The sequence below is a fragment of the Bacillus sp. MYb56 genome, assembly GCF_002976445.1.
Taxonomy (GTDB): Bacteria; Bacillota; Bacilli; order Bacillales; family Bacillaceae_G; genus Bacillus_A; species Bacillus_A mycoides.
This window is the reverse complement of sequence record NZ_PCOH01000009.1, coordinates 83,237-97,958: the sequence shown is the minus strand read 5'-3', so window position 1 is coordinate 97,958 and position 14,722 is coordinate 83,237. Positions and strand designations below refer to the sequence as shown.

Annotated in this window: 16 protein-coding genes and 1 pseudogene; 13 read left to right on the top strand and 4 right to left on the bottom strand. The window is 36.1% G+C overall.

Going from position 1 to position 14,722, the window contains the following annotated elements; all coding sequences use genetic code 11:
* The first annotated feature begins 222 nt into the window (after positions 1-222).
* Both CQ058_RS13480 and CQ058_RS13475 read left to right on the top strand, forming a co-directional pair.
* The gene (locus CQ058_RS13480) at positions 223-2,010 is read left to right on the top strand and encodes a cation:proton antiporter (protein WP_105589762.1); all 1,788 of its coding nucleotides are present in this window, start codon (positions 223-225) and stop codon (positions 2,008-2,010) included.
* Between the two features lie 92 nt (positions 2,011-2,102).
* On the top strand, positions 2,103-3,302 hold the full coding sequence (locus tag CQ058_RS13475) for a class I SAM-dependent rRNA methyltransferase (RefSeq protein WP_002192425.1): 1,200 nt from the start codon (positions 2,103-2,105) through the stop codon (positions 3,300-3,302).
* 43 nt (positions 3,303-3,345) lie between these two features.
* Here CQ058_RS13475 and CQ058_RS13470 read toward each other — a convergent pair whose 3' ends face one another.
* Together CQ058_RS13470 and CQ058_RS31820 are read right to left on the bottom strand one after the other, a co-directional pair.
* Positions 3,346-3,540 carry a YwbE family protein gene (locus CQ058_RS13470; RefSeq protein WP_001014315.1) on the bottom strand — a complete coding sequence of 65 codons (195 nt, stop codon included), beginning with the start codon at positions 3,538-3,540 and terminating at the stop codon, positions 3,346-3,348.
* Entirely contained in the window at positions 3,541-3,714 is a 174-nt protein-coding gene (locus tag CQ058_RS31820) for a hypothetical protein (RefSeq protein WP_002015431.1), read from the bottom strand.
* Positions 3,715-3,882: 168 nt separating this feature from the next.
* Between CQ058_RS31820 and CQ058_RS13460 the strand changes: the two genes are divergently transcribed.
* The 6 genes from CQ058_RS13460 (at position 3,883) to CQ058_RS13435 (ending at position 8,255) form a co-directional block, all read left to right on the top strand.
* On the top strand, positions 3,883-4,575 hold the full coding sequence (locus CQ058_RS13460) for a response regulator transcription factor (protein ID WP_002192427.1): 693 nt from the start codon (positions 3,883-3,885) through the stop codon (positions 4,573-4,575).
* Between the two features lies 1 nt (position 4,576).
* Positions 4,577-5,512 (top strand): HAMP domain-containing histidine kinase, encoded by a 936-nt coding sequence (locus CQ058_RS13455; protein ID WP_002192428.1) that lies wholly within the window; start codon positions 4,577-4,579, stop codon positions 5,510-5,512.
* Positions 5,513-5,638: 126 nt separating this feature from the next.
* A complete protein-coding gene (locus CQ058_RS13450) occupies positions 5,639-6,562 on the top strand; it encodes an ABC transporter ATP-binding protein (RefSeq protein WP_002192429.1) in 924 nt (307 codons plus the stop codon).
* A complete protein-coding gene (locus tag CQ058_RS31815; RefSeq protein ID WP_002192430.1) occupies positions 6,555-6,716 on the top strand; it encodes a hypothetical protein in 162 nt (53 codons plus the stop codon). The genes CQ058_RS13450 and CQ058_RS31815 overlap by 8 nt, the downstream gene beginning before the upstream one ends.
* Positions 6,717-6,750: 34 nt before the next feature.
* Positions 6,751-7,455, top strand: a complete 705-nt coding sequence (locus CQ058_RS13440) for an ABC transporter permease (protein ID WP_002192431.1) — start codon at positions 6,751-6,753, stop codon at positions 7,453-7,455.
* Positions 7,456-7,559: 104 nt separating this feature from the next.
* The gene (locus CQ058_RS13435; RefSeq protein ID WP_002192432.1) at positions 7,560-8,255 is read left to right on the top strand and encodes an ABC transporter permease; all 696 of its coding nucleotides are present in this window, start codon (positions 7,560-7,562) and stop codon (positions 8,253-8,255) included.
* Between the two features lie 63 nt (positions 8,256-8,318).
* Here the strand turns inward: CQ058_RS13435 and CQ058_RS13430 are convergent, their stop codons facing one another.
* Positions 8,319-8,651: a YfjL-like protein gene (locus tag CQ058_RS13430; protein WP_002192434.1), complete on the bottom strand. Its 333-nt coding sequence runs from the start codon at positions 8,649-8,651 to the stop codon at positions 8,319-8,321.
* 134 nt (positions 8,652-8,785) lie between these two features.
* The gene (locus CQ058_RS13425) at positions 8,786-9,289 is read right to left on the bottom strand and encodes a DinB family protein (RefSeq protein WP_002192435.1); all 504 of its coding nucleotides are present in this window, start codon (positions 9,287-9,289) and stop codon (positions 8,786-8,788) included.
* A 236-nt stretch (positions 9,290-9,525) separates the two neighbouring features.
* Between CQ058_RS13425 and CQ058_RS13420 the strand changes: the two are divergent.
* From CQ058_RS13420 to CQ058_RS13400, 5 genes and pseudogenes are all read left to right on the top strand, one after another.
* Positions 9,526-9,831, top strand: a pseudogene (locus CQ058_RS13420) (sigma factor); the annotation flags it as partial.
* A 320-nt stretch (positions 9,832-10,151) separates the two neighbouring features.
* Positions 10,152-11,351: a BclA C-terminal domain-containing protein gene (locus CQ058_RS13415; protein ID WP_105589761.1), complete on the top strand. Its 1,200-nt coding sequence runs from the start codon at positions 10,152-10,154 to the stop codon at positions 11,349-11,351.
* A 192-nt stretch (positions 11,352-11,543) separates the two neighbouring features.
* Positions 11,544-13,229: a long-chain-fatty-acid--CoA ligase gene (locus CQ058_RS13410; RefSeq protein WP_142396348.1), complete on the top strand. Its 1,686-nt coding sequence runs from the start codon at positions 11,544-11,546 to the stop codon at positions 13,227-13,229.
* 106 nt (positions 13,230-13,335) lie between these two features.
* Positions 13,336-13,923, top strand: coding sequence for a fatty acid metabolism transcriptional regulator FadR (locus tag CQ058_RS13405; protein ID WP_012261773.1), 588 nt, complete (start codon positions 13,336-13,338; stop codon positions 13,921-13,923).
* A gap of 11 nt (positions 13,924-13,934) precedes the next feature.
* A complete protein-coding gene (locus tag CQ058_RS13400) occupies positions 13,935-14,711 on the top strand; it encodes an enoyl-CoA hydratase (RefSeq protein WP_002192441.1) in 777 nt (258 codons plus the stop codon).
* The last annotated feature ends 11 nt before the right edge of the window (positions 14,712-14,722 follow it).

Sequence of the window (14,722 nt, the reverse complement as noted above, 5' to 3'; positions counted from 1 at the left end):
TCAAGAACTCATATACATTAAATGATAATGAAAATCATTATCATTGTCAATAGTAATTTTCATATAAATGTAGAATTAAGGATGAATTTACTATTATATAAATAATTTGACCATATAGTTAATGAAGTTATATATTATTAAAATAAAACAAAATAAGAAATATACATAAGCAAAGTATGGTTTATACCTTGCTTTCGCAATACTATGAACAAGGAGGGTATTATGGTCGAATCACTGTTACTTAGTATCGTTATTATTACACTAGGCATCACCTCACAATGGACTGCATGGCGCTTCCAGCTCCCTGCTATTGTTGTTATGGCAGTTGCCGGATTATTAATTGGCCCAGTTTTCGGTATTATTAATCCAAAAGAGGTGCTTCGAGATGTTTTTAGTCCACTCGTATCACTTTCTGTTGCCATTATATTGTTTGAGGGTAGTTTAAGTTTAGATGTACGTGAACTGAGGGGACTATCAAAACCAGTATTTCGTATTGTTACGTTTGGTGCGTTTATTGCTTGGATTGCTGGCTCACTTGCAGCTCATTACGTCGCTGGATTAGATTGGGCGGTTGCATTTATTATTGGAGGACTTTTTATTGTGACAGGTCCAACTGTAATTATTCCGTTGTTACGCCAAGCACGATTAAAGCCAAGGACAGCTGCAATTTTAAAGTGGGAAGGGATTATCGTTGATCCGTTTGGAGCATTACTTGCTGTATTCGCCTTTCAAATTGTAAATTTCTTAACGAAAGAAAATGTACACTTACATACGTTACTATATTTCTTTGCAGGTTCGTTATTTGCAATGGTACTTGGGTATGCGTTTAGTATTTTTATGAGTTATATGATTTTAAAAGGGAAAGTACCAGAATATTTAAAGGCACCGATTTTGCTCGTTACGGTATTACTATGCTTCGGCATTGCAGATGAAGTCATGCATGAAACAGGTATGCTAGCCGTAACAGTAATGGGGATTACACTTGCACGGATGAAGAAATATATTTCTTCTATCGGTGATATTCGTCATTTTAACGAAAATATTTCCGTACTATTAACATCGACTGTTTTCATCATCTTAACAGCATCACTTCCAAGAACGACGATTATGGAGATTTTTAGCTGGCCTATTATTAGCTTCGTACTTATGATGATATTTGTTGTTCGTCCTTTATCAATTTGGGTATCGACAATCGGAACAGAGTTAACAAGATCAGAAAGGGCGCTAGTTGGTTGGATTGCGCCGCGAGGTATTGTTGCATTAACGGTTTCAAGTTACTTTGCGACGGAGTTATTACAAGAAGGGTATAAAGATGCTTCTATATTAACAGCACTTACATTTGCACTCGTAATTACGACCGTTTGTGCTCATGGATTTTCAATTGGATTTTTAGCAAAAAAATTAGGATTAGCGAATACACAGCCACCAGGTATTTTAATTTCAGGAGCTAGTACATTCTCAACTGCATTCGCTATGCATTGTAAAGAGATGGGGATTCCGAGCTTAATCGTAGATGTATCGGAAGAACATTTGCAATGCGCAAAGGTGAAAGGGCTTAATACATATAACGGCCAAGTACTCTCAGAGCAGTTGCAATTTGAAGTAGATATGAATCAGTATGAATACTTAATTTCAGTTACAGATACGGATTCTTACAATGTATTAGTCGCAAACACATATGTACCGCAGTTTGGACATCATAATACATTTTTACTTCCGATTCATGATGTGGAAAAGATTGAGCAAGAACGCATCTCTCTTTCGAAAAAAGCTCATTTACTGTTTGGTCAAAATGAAATTTATGAAGAGTTAGATAGAAAAATTGAAGAGGGTTATACATTTAAAACGATACAAGTTGAGGAAGAACAAAAAATTAATAAAGAAGAGAGCGATTCAGAGGATGTAATATTATTTATTCGTCACGATGATGGTAGTCTTACTTTTTCAACATTGTATAAATATATAGCGGTTATACCAGGAGATGAGCTAGTTGTACTAGCAAAGCAATAATATGGTATAGTGAAACGAGGCTTTTTTCAGCCTCGTTTTTTACATTGCTTCCTACTAATTAGAAAGCATTCAAATGGAAAGGAAGACATTACATGCGATCTGAAGTAACTATAAAAATAAAACCGAAGTTTATAAAAGAAATTAAAAGTGGATATCCACTTATTTTAAAAGATGCTATTCAAAATTTAAATGATGTACGTGAAGAAGGAACAATCATCAACGTAGTAGATGAGAAGAACCAATTCATCGGAAAAGGCTATTATGGAAAACAAAATAAAGGATATGGATGGATTTTAACGAGAAAAGAGAAAGAGCAAATTAATCAACCTTTCTTTGAAAGTAAAATCAAATCTGCTTTACATAAACGAAAAGATTTTTATAAATCAAATGATACAACAGCATTTCGTGCCCTGAATGGTGAGGGCGATGGCCTTGGTGGTTTAATCATCGATTATTATGACGGCTATTACGTAATAAGTTGGTATAGTGAAGGGGTTTATACTTTCCGCGATGAGATTATAGCAGCACTTCAAAAAGTAGCAAATTTCAAAGGGATTTATGAGAAAAAGCGTTTTGATACGAAAGGGAAATACATTGAAGGTGATGATTTTGTCGCAGGAGAGCGCGGTGAGTTCCCACTTATCGTAAAAGAGAACGGTGTAAACTTTGCTGTATATTTAAATGACGGGGCGATGGTTGGTGTGTTTTTAGATCAGCGTAACGTTCGAAAACAAATTCGTGATAAATATGCAAAAGGAAGAACGGTTTTAAATATGTTCTCTTATACTGGGGCTTTCTCTGTATTTGCAGCGCTTGGCGGTGCAAGTAAAACAACAAGTGTGGACCTTGCAAATCGTAGTTTAAGTAAAACGATTGAGCAGTTTAGTGTAAATGAAATTGATTATGAAGCACAAGATATTATTGTAGAAGATGTATTTCTGTATTTCAAATATGTAGCTAAGAAAAAGATGAAATTTGATATGGTTGTACTTGATCCCCCAAGCTTTGCACGCTCGAAAAAATATACGTTCAGTGCGGCGAAAGATTATAAAAACTTATTAAAAGAAACAATTGCCATTACAGAAAATAACGGTATTATCGTTGCTTCTACAAATTGTAGCGCATTCGATATGAAAAAGTTTAATGGCTTTATCGATACAGCATTTAAAGAAATGAACGGTAAATATAAAATATTAGAAGAACATTCTTTACCAGAAGATTTCCGTACAATTGATCAATTTAAAGAGGGAGACTATTTAAAAGTAGTTTTCATCGAAAAAATTAAAGGTTAATGAAAATAAGAAAAGGAGCTCAAGTTTAAATGAGCTCCTTTTCTTATTGAATAATATTTTGTACTCTGCCAACCTGTCCGTCTTGCAATCTTACTTTAATGCCGTGCGGATGTGAAGGTGAGTTCGTTAAAATATCTTTTACAATTCCTCTTGTTAGCTTACCTGTACGTTGATCTTGTTTTAATACAATATCAACTTCAAGACCTGATGAAATGTTAGATCGTTTTTGCCCATTCATTTATACACCTGTACGTCTACGTTGGTTGTTTGTTTTCTTCGTTTGTTGGTTTTGTAATTTTTTCGTTTCTTGACTTTGACTTCCATTATTTGAGCCGTTTCCATTTCCTTGCTTTTTCTTCGCAAGTTGTTCGCGCATTAAATCAGCTAAGCTTACTTTTTTGTTTTCTGACATGATAAGTCTCCTTTATATAAAGTTAATTATGAACAATAGTAGTGAATTTCATCATATCATTGTTAAGGAAGGAAGGGAAGTTGGTTTGAAAATTCATATAATTGTACCAACTAATTTGCAGTTGCGATACAATTGAATTGTTAATATTTGTGAAAGGGGGATAGAAATATGTCATATCATATTTTATTAGTTGAAGATGATATCTCAATTCAAGAGATGGTTGAAAAGTACTTGGTAAAAGAAGGCTTTCAAATTACGATCGCATCTGATGGTGAAGAAGGCGTATTATCCTTTTTAAAATCATCATTTGATTTAATTATTCTTGACATTATGATGCCGAAGTTAGATGGATTAGAGGTTGTAAAAATTATCCGTGAGAAGAGTGCTGTTCCGATTTTAATAATGTCAGCAAAAGATACAGATGTTGATAAAGCGGTTGGATTAGGACTTGGAGCAGATGATTACATTTGTAAGCCGTTTTCTATGATTGAACTAGCTGCACGTGTAAAAGCGGGTATTCGGAGGTCTACAAAGTATTCGGCTGTGGAATCAAAAGATGAGGCGATTCAGATTGGTGATTTAATAATTGACCCAATTAATTTTACTGTGGAGAAAAAGGGAAGACAGCTTAAACTTACTTTAAAAGAATTTGAGATTTTAAAGCTATTCGTGAAGAATCAAAATCGTGTTTTTACGAAAGCACAAATATATACGCTTGTTTGGAATGAAGAATATTATGGTGATGATAATGTTATTAATGTTCATATGAGAAGATTACGTGAGAAAATTGAAAGTGATCCATCTAATCCAGAATATATTAAAACATTATGGGGCATCGGCTATAAGTTGGAAGTGATGTAGTATGGTTGTATTTTTAACAGTGGTGATTATTATATTGCTTATCGTTATTTACGTGCAATATAAAATTAGGAAAAATAGTAGTAGGAATTTACGCTACACGTATGAGAAGTTAAATCGAATTGTAAAAGAACAAACTGGTGAGAAGCTATTAATTATGACAGATGATCTAGAATTGCAAAAGTTATTAGTGGCGATTAATCATTTATTAGATGCAAAACAGAAAACGAATGCAGATCATGCGAAAGTGGAAATTTCGATGAGAAAAATGCTTTCAAATATTTCACATGATTTGAAAACACCACTAACAGTTATTCTTGGATATACCGAAATGTTAAATAAGGATAAAACGATAAACGAGAAAGAGCAGCAAATATTATTCGAAAAGGTGCATGTAAAAACACTAGAAGTGATGGAACTGATTCATAAGTTTTTTGATTTAGCAAAATTAGAATCCGGTGACAAAGCAATCGAGATGACAAAAGTAAATATGAATGAAGTTTGCCGCGAGAAGATTTTATCTTTTTATGATTTAGTGACGACGAAAGGTTTTCATGTCCATATTGATATAGCAGAAAGAAATATATATGCACTTGGAAATGTAGAAGTATTAGGCAGAGTATTGAATAATTTAATATCAAATGCGATTACATATGGGGACGATGGAAAGACAATTGGTATGACTTTAAGAGATGATGAAACGAGTGTGTATATAGACGTATGGGATAAAGGAAAAGGAATTGATGAATCTCATATTGATAAAGTGTTTGAGCGTATGTACACACTTGAAGATTCAAGAAATAGATTGTACCAAGGAAGTGGTCTAGGGTTAACGATTACGAAAAGGCTTGTGGAAGCGATGGACGGAGAAATACATCTTTCTAGTAAGCCGTATGAAAAAACAATTTTTACAGTTGTATTAACAAAGATGCTGTTTTAGCTTGTAGAGAAGTAGATTCTACAAGCTTTTTTTTCAGCGTAAGGAATTTGTAAGGAACGGGTAAGAAAAAAGAGATTTCCGTTGTCTATTATAGAAATATAAAGTAGTGCGAAAGGAGACAGTGACATGACATATATATTAAAAACGAATCAGTTAACGAAAGTGTTTAAAGGGAAAGAAGTTATTTCTAGTGTTAACATGCATGTGAAAAAAGGAGAGATATACGGTTTCTTAGGACCGAATGGTGCAGGTAAAACAACGATTATGAAGATGATCACAAATTTAATAAAACCGACGAGCGGTGATATTGAAATTTTCGGTGAGAAGTTAACAGACACATCTTATGAAGTATTAAAAAGAATGGGGACAATTATCGAATATCCAATCTTTTATGATAAATTAACGGCGAAGGAAAACTTAGAATTACATTGTGAATATATGGGGTATTACGATAAAAACGCAATTGATCATGCTTTAAATTTAGTAAAACTGCACGGTATAGATGATAAAAAAGTAAAAGATTTTTCATTAGGGATGAAGCAACGACTTGGTATTGCAAGGGCAATCATGACAAAGCCAGAGTTACTCATTTTAGATGAACCGATTAACGGCTTAGATCCAATTGGTATTAAAGAATTACGAGACTTATTTAAAATGCTTTGCAAAGAATATGGCATTACATTATTAGTTTCTAGTCATATTTTAGGCGAGATGGAACAAATGGCGGATACAATTGGTGTGATTCAAAATGGGAAACTCATAAAAGAAGTTTCCATGAAGAGTATTAACGGAAAACAAACAGAGTACATCGAAATTACTGTGCTTGATGTAAAACGTGCAGCTTACACTTTAGAAGATAAACTTGGTATAAAAAATTACAAAATAATGAGTGGAAACATGATTCGTGTTTATGAAGTGGCGGTGACGCAGCAAGCCATTTCAAAAGCACTTATTATGAACGATGTAGAAATTGAAAGTATTAATAAGAAACATAGTTCCTTAGAAGAGTATTTCTTAAATGTAATGGATGGAGAGGGCATTCATGCTTAATGGATTGTTGTTGAATCTCGTAAGCGGATTAATCGTAATGTTCATAAGTGGGATTTTATATTATAGAAAACCAGTGCGGAAATGGTTGTTAATTTTACTAGTGATAGGAATGTTAAGCGTAGTTACTGCTGGAATTAGAATGTTAGTAGCGTAAGGACAGCTATATAAGGAATGGAGGCGTGGTTTATATGCTTAAATTAATGAAGCTTGAATGGAAGAAGCATCAATTATCTAGTTACTTTAAAAGTGTAGCAATTTGTATTATAGCAATTTTCGCCGTAGTAAACCTCATGATGTTGGGAGGGAAAGGCGAGGTAGATTTGCTACTCTCTGACTTCACACAACAAATGGCTTTAATAAACATTTTTATTAGGATAACATTCATTACTTTTAGTTCAGTCCTTTTATCACGTTTAGTAATTGATGAGTATAAGAACAAAACGATGCAACTATCGTTTATGTACCCGCTACAAAGGAAAATGCTAATGAGGGCGAAATTAACAATTGTTTTTTGTTTTTGTTTTGTGAGCACGATTATTGCTACTTTCATTATTAGTTTGCTCGTATATTTTGTGAGTCCAATGATCGGACTGATTGAAACGCCTGCTACGATAGGCGAATTAATAGCTAGCGTTCCAACTACTATTATAAGTGCATTTATGATATCTGGTATAAGTTTAATTCCTTTATTTTTTGGGATGAGAAAAAAATCGACACCGACAACAATTACTTCTGCAGTAATAATTGGGATGCTAATTAATGGTAACGTTGGTTCTGGAAACGGTCAAGTAAGTATGTTTAATTTTATCGCTATTCCAATAGTGCTCTGTTTATTAGGGATTTTTATTAGTTATCTTTCATATCGTAAAATCGACAAAATTGATGTGGCGTGAAGTAAGCTTAAAACAACAACGAACTGGGGTATGAATAGTGAAAAAAATAATAGTAATTGCAATTTTAAGTTAATTTCAGTAACTTACATGAAAGGAGGACTATCATGCTACGTCTTATGAAGCTAGAATTGAGGAAGTTTAAGCTTGGATCGTATGTGAAGAGAGCGGTTATTGCGAATATCGTTATACTGGCACTACTAATCTTCGTTAGTATCGTTGCTCAAATAGAAGGGGATCCAAAAATAAGGGATCCGCAGATAATTTTGTCGATGGCTAGTGCGTTAGTAAGAGCAACATTTATTATTTTTGGTGGCGTACTAATAGCCAAGTTAATAATTGATGAATATAAAAGTAAAACAATACTACTCATGTTTTCTTATCCAATTAACCGAAAGAAAATGATGGCTAGTAAGTTGGCTATTACAGCGACATTAACATTTATAACAGTTATTTTATCGAACATTTTAGTAGTAGGAATTTTCTTTGGGATAGATAGTTATTTTTCAATTCTTCCTAATTCATTCACAGTAGATCAATTGATTCAAGAAGGGATAAAGCTTATTCCTTTAGCCATTGCCACGGCAGGAATAAGCTTAATTCCTCTATATTTCGGGATGCGTAAACGTTCTGTGCCAGCTACAATCGTTTCTTCTATTATCGTTGTATTAATCGCAATTAATAACCCGTCCATATTTCCTATAGCGACGTTTCTTCCTCTTCAATTCACATTTGCAGCGATTGGAGTTGCGATTGCATATTACGGAATTAAAAATATAGAGAAGGAAGATATAACAGTATGACAAGAATACGTAAAAAAGAGTTGGCGTTATACCAACTCTTTTTTGTATATGTATGCTTCGTTACTACTCTGTAAATTTATAGTGTTTGCTTAAATACTCTTGCACTCCTGGAGAAATGTTAAAGTTATTAGGACCTTTATATTCGATAGTAAACTCTCCATCTTCAATTGTTTCAAAGGCGATTGCATAGCTATTCATTTTAGCATCGTAAGAAGTATTTTTGACTTCTGCATCTAGATTAAAGTATTTTGTAATATATTCTTTTGATTCCGTAACTGCTGTTTGTTTTCCCCAAGGGGTACCATAACTTGTGAAATAAAGAGATACACCGATAACTCCAATGATAGAAGTTAGTAAGAGAGTTCTTATTGTTATTTTTTTGTTTTTTGTATTCAATTTAGTTCCCTCCAATTAATATGAATTTATCTTAACGTATTTTCTCATAAAATACCATTTAGTAGAAAATAGTTTCACATGAAACAAGTTACAGAAAAAGACAAGGTGCATAAACACCTTGTCTTTTTCTGTCGTTACATTTGGGGAGCTTCCATTCCAGTAGCAGCCCATTCTTCTTTTGCAGGACCATAAACGCCAGGGACTGTTAAGCCAGCTTGACGCATTAAAACAGTCATCTGTCCGCGGTGGTGATTTTGATGATTGATGAGTGTCATTAAAAATATAGAATTCGGCATAGGACGACCAAAGAAGTTATTAATAGTAGCTAAGTCTTTATCAGTCCACTCACTTTGAAGTGCTTCAATAAAAGCCGTATTCACTTTGCGATACCCATCTGCAATTGTTTTTGCTGAAGTTGGTACAGGATAATCTTTCGTTTCTCCTTCAAACTGAAGCCCTGTTCCAGATAGCATAACAGGAATTGCAGTCACGATATGCCAAGCAACTCTGCCTAACGTCCAGTGCCCAGGTGCAATTTCTTGTGATAAAGATTCATCGGTTAATGCATCGAGCATCTTCTGAGTAGACTCAGCTTCGTATGTCCATGATTGTAGAAAACCTTCAATGGTTTGGTACATTATTGTTATCCCCCCTACTTATGTTCATAGATTAAATTCGAGATACTTAATTCATTCCCTTTTTATAGAAAAAATTCAATATATATTGATACGATATAAAAATAATTAGAAAATATTTGTAAAAGTGTCAGAAAATCGATCTTTTCATTCGTATATGTAATGAATAAAGAATAGAGTAAAGAGTGGTGATAAGGGTGAAGGATATAGAAATAGTAGAAGGTCTTCGAAAACAAGAAATGTTAGCGTTACATACAGTCATTGATCAATATGGAGATTTAATTTATAAGGTGGTTCATAGTGTTTTAGATACGGCACATAGTAAGGTGCTAGTGGATGAATGTGTTGACGATATTTTATTAATCGTTTGGTACAACATTAATAGTTATGATAAAAATCGTGGGAAGTTTAGAAATTGGCTTATATCTGTTGCGAAATTTAAAGCCATTGATTATAAACGAAAAAGTAATAAGGTCTATCAATTACAAGAGTTTCAGCAAAAAATATATGTAGAAGGAAAAAATGTTAATTTAACAAAATATGAGGGTATTTTAAGTGTTAATATTTTTTGGGAATTTTGACGAAACAATAACGATTTATACGGATTTTAATATATTGTATTAAAATATATACGTGTATCAAGGTTGAAGGAGCTGAAATTCCTTTAATGAGGAAGGCGAAAGTACAAGCGAAAGGAGAGCGTATTGCATGTAATATTTATTAGAATGTAAGGAAAAAAACTTTGTTTATAAAAGGTTTGTTCCAGAGCGGGTAGTTGATAAGGAAAATAAAAACTGATTTTTATTAGAAAGATATTTTTAATTAGTGGGCTTACTTAAAAGATCGAACACGAAGGAGGGTCAACATGTCTTTATGGAGTAATAATGCAAATGGATATTGTGGATGTAATAATCAAAATGGTTTACATGTTGATTCGTGCTGTTTTAGTTGCGATGGGACAGTTCCTAAGCTCGGTCCAACAGGTCCAACAGGTCCAACGGGAGCAACGGGAGCAACGGGAGCAACGGGAGCAACGGGAGCAACAGGAGCAACAGGAGCAACGGGTCCAACGGGAGCGACAGGTTCAACGGGAGCAACGGGAGCAACAGGAGCAACGGGTTCAACGGGAGCAACAGGAGCAACGGGAGCAACAGGAGCAACGGGAGCAACAGGAGCAACGGGAGCAACGGGAGCAACGGGAATAACGGGAGCAACGGGAGCAACGGGTCCAACGGGAGCGACAGGTTCAACGGGAGCAACAGGAGCAACGGGAGCAACGGGAGCAACGGGAGCAACGGGAGCAACAGGAGCAACGGGAGCAACAGGAGCAACAGGAGCAACGGGAGCAACAGGAGCAACGGGAGCAACAGGAGCAACGGGAGCAACGGGAGCAACGGGAATAACGGGAGCAACGGGAGCAACGGGTCCAACGGGAGCGACAGGTTCAACGGGAGCAACAGGAGCAACGGGAGCAACGGGAGCAACGGGAGCAACAGGAGCAACGGGAATAACGGGAGCAACGGGTCCAACGGGAGCGACAGGTTCAACGGGAGCAACAGGAGCGACAGGTCCAACAGGTCCAACAGGCCCAACAGGAGCAACAGGAGCAACAGGAGCAACGGGTGAAACAGGAGCGACGGGAGTAACAGGTACAAGTATAACTGCGACGTATGCATTTGCGAATAATACATCAGGAGCGGCAATATCAGTGCTTCTTGGTGGAACAAATGTCCCACTTCCAAATAATCAAAATATCGGTCCAGGAATTACAGTATCGGGGGGGAACACAGTATTTACGGCCGCAAATGCGGGGAATTATTATATTTCATATACAATTAATATAACGGCTTCATTATTAGTTAGTTCGCGAATTACAATTAATGGTGCACCGCTTGCTGGAACTATCAATTCCCCTGCATTAGCAACGACATCATTTAGTGCAACAATTATTACGACTCTTGCAGCGGGGAGTGCAATTAGTTTGCAGTTGTTTGGATTGTTAGCTGTTGCCACATTATCAACGACTACACCTGGTGCAGTTTTAACGATTATAAGATTAAGCTAAGTAACGTGAACTCTCTTATTCTTTTAAAATTAGGAGAGTTTCTACATATAATAAGAAGTTAAGGAAGTAAAGCATAGTTATAAAAAGTCAGAATATTATGATTGTAACGATGTTACGACTATAATATAATGAAAACAACCATCATGAATGAACATTCATTTATTTTCACAAGTATTGGAAGGGGGAATGAGAGTGGAAAAACCTTGGTTGCAGAGTTATCCAGAGGAAATCCCAGGTACGATTTCATATGATATTCAGCCACTTCATGGATATTTAGAGAAAATGGCTGCTCGTTATCCAGAAAAGAAAGCGCTTCACTTTTTAGGTAAAGATGTTACATTTTCAGATTTCCATGACAAGGTAAAGAAATTTGCGAATTACCTTCAAAGGCTTGGTATTGAAAAAGGCGATAGAGTTGCGATTATGTTACCGAATTGTCCGCAATCTGTAATTGGTTATTATGGTACTTTGCTTGCGGGGGGGATTGTTGTACAAACGAATCCTCTTTATACAGAAAGAGAGCTTGAGTACCAACTTCATGACTCAGGGGCAAAAGCTATTCTTTGCCTGGATTTAGTGTTTCCGAGAGTTACTAATGTTCAAACTGCAACAAAGCTTGAGCATATTATCGTAACCCGTATTGCAGATTTTTTACCATTCCCTAAAAATTTACTTTATCCATTTGTACAAAAAAAGCAGGCAAATCTTGTTGTGAATGTGTCGGAAAGCGAAACGATTCATCTTTGGAAATCGGTAGAAAGAGAAAGTAATGCTGATGTTGAAGTTCCATGTGATCCTGAAAATGATCTAGCCCTTTTGCAGTATACAGGGGGAACGACAGGGTTTCCAAAAGGGGTTATGTTAACGCATAAAAACCTCGTTTCGAACACTTTAATGGGAGCGCATTGGTTATATAATTGTAAAGAAGGAGAAGAGGTAATTCTTGGTGTTCTTCCGTTTTTTCATGTGTACGGGATGACAGCTGTAATGAATTTAAGTATTATGCAAGGATATAAAATGGTGCTTATTCCGAAGTTTGATATGAAAATGGTTTTTGAAGCAATTAAGAAACATAAAGTTACACTATTTCCAGGAGCACCAACCATTTATATTGCTCTATTAAATAGTCCCCTTTTAAAAGAATATGATATTTCTTCAATTCAGGCTTGTATTAGTGGTTCTGCGCCGCTTCCTGTAGAAGTGCAGGAGGAGTTTGAGAGAGTTACAGGTGGTAAATTAGTAGAGGGTTATGGATTAACGGAGTCATCACCAGTTACACATGGGAATTTTTTGTGGGAAAAGCGTGTGCCGGGAAGTATTGGGGTACCGTGGCCGGATACAGAGGCAATCATCATGTCACTTGAAACAGGAGAGTCATTACCTCCAGGTGAAATTGGTGAAATTGTTGTAAAGGGCCCACAAATTATGAAAGGGTATTGGAATAAGCCAGAAGAAACGGCAGCTGTACTGCAAGATGGCTGGCTCCATACAGGTGATGTAGGATACATGGATGAGGATGGCTTTTTCTATGTGAAAGATCGTAAGAAAGATATGATCGTTGCTAGTGGCTTTAACGTATATCCTCGTGAAGTAGAAGAAGTGTTATATGAACACGAAAAGGTGCAAGAAGTGGTAACAATCGGTGTTCCTGATCCGTATCGAGGGGAAACTGTAAAAGCGTTTGTTGTTTTGAAAGAAGGCGCTGAGAGTTCTGAAGAAGAATTAGATCAGTTTGCACGTAAATATTTAGCAGCTTACAAAGTTCCGAAGGTATATGAGTTTAGAAGTGAGTTGCCGAAGACGACAGTCGGAAAAATTTTACGTCGTGTCCTAATAGATGAAGAGAAGAGAAAGAATGAGGATGAGCAAACGGGCTAAGGCCCTTTCTTTTTGAAAAAATAGGATTGACACTTTTCTAAATAGTCAGTATTATAAGAATATGAATGACTATTCATTCAGTCATCTTCTTGAAGGGGACAGTAAAGTGAAGAAAAATAGACCGAAATACAATCAGATTATTGATGCTGCAGTCATTGTGATTGCGGAGAATGGATACCATCAAGCGCAAGTTTCTAAAATTGCAAAGCAAGCTGGGGTAGCTGATGGCACGATTTATTTATATTTTAAAAATAAAGAAGATATATTAATATCCTTATTCCAAGAGAAGATGGGAGAATTTGTTGAAACAATTCGTCAAAAAATAGCAGGAATTGAAAGCGCTGTAGCGAAGTTATTCATGTTGGTAGAAACGCACTTCTTGCTGTTGTCACAAAATGATCCTCTTGCTATCGTTACGCAATTAGAGCTAAGGCAGTCCAATCAAGACTTGCGCCTTAAAATAAATGAAGTATTAAAAGGCTACTTACAAGTTATGGATGAGATTTTAGAGACAGGTATAAAGCAAGGTGAATTTCAGGCGGATTTAAACGTTCGCGTGGCAAGACAAATGATCTTTGGAACAGTAGATGAAGTTGTGACCAATTGGGTAATGAGCGATCATAAGTATGATCTGGTCGCACTTTCAAAAACGGTACATGGGCTACTTATTGCAGCTTGTGGTTATCGTCAATAATGGGAGGGATCATGTTGAAATTCCTATCTGTAAAAGTTGAAGATCATATCGCGGTGGCGACGTTAAATCATGCGCCAGCTAATGCGATGTCTTCACAAGTTATGCATGACGTTACTGAATTAATCGATCAAGTGGAAAAGGATGATAACATTCGTGTTGTTGTTTTACATGGTGAAGGACGCTTCTTCTCAGCAGGGGCAGATATTAAAGAATTTACATCTGTTACTGAAGCGAAGGAAGCAACAGAGTTAGCACAGCTTGGACAAGTTACGTTTGAGCGTGTTGAAAAATGCTCAAAACCAGTTATTGCGGCAATTCATGGAGCGGCACTTGGCGGCGGCCTTGAGTTTGCTATGTCTTGCCACATGCGCTTTGTAACTGAAAGTACAAAGCTTGGTTTACCTGAATTAACACTTGGATTAATCCCTGGTTTTGCAGGTACACAGCGCTTACCACGTTATGTTGGTAAAGCGAAAGCTTGTGAAATGATGTTAACAAGTACACCAATTACTGGTGCAGAAGCATTACAATGGGGACTTGTTAACGGAGTGTTTTCTGAAGAATCCATTTTAGAAGATACGCTTAAAATTGCAAAACAGATTGCTGGAAAAAGCCCAGCAACAACTCGTGCTGTGCTAGAGTTATTACAAACGACAAAATCGTCTCATTATTATGAAGGTGTACAGCGTGAATCACAGATTTTTGGTGAAGTATTTACGAGTGAAGATGGAAGAGAAGGCGTAGCAGCGTTTTTAGAAAAACGTAAGCCTACATTTAGTGGTAGGTAGTCCAATTATTT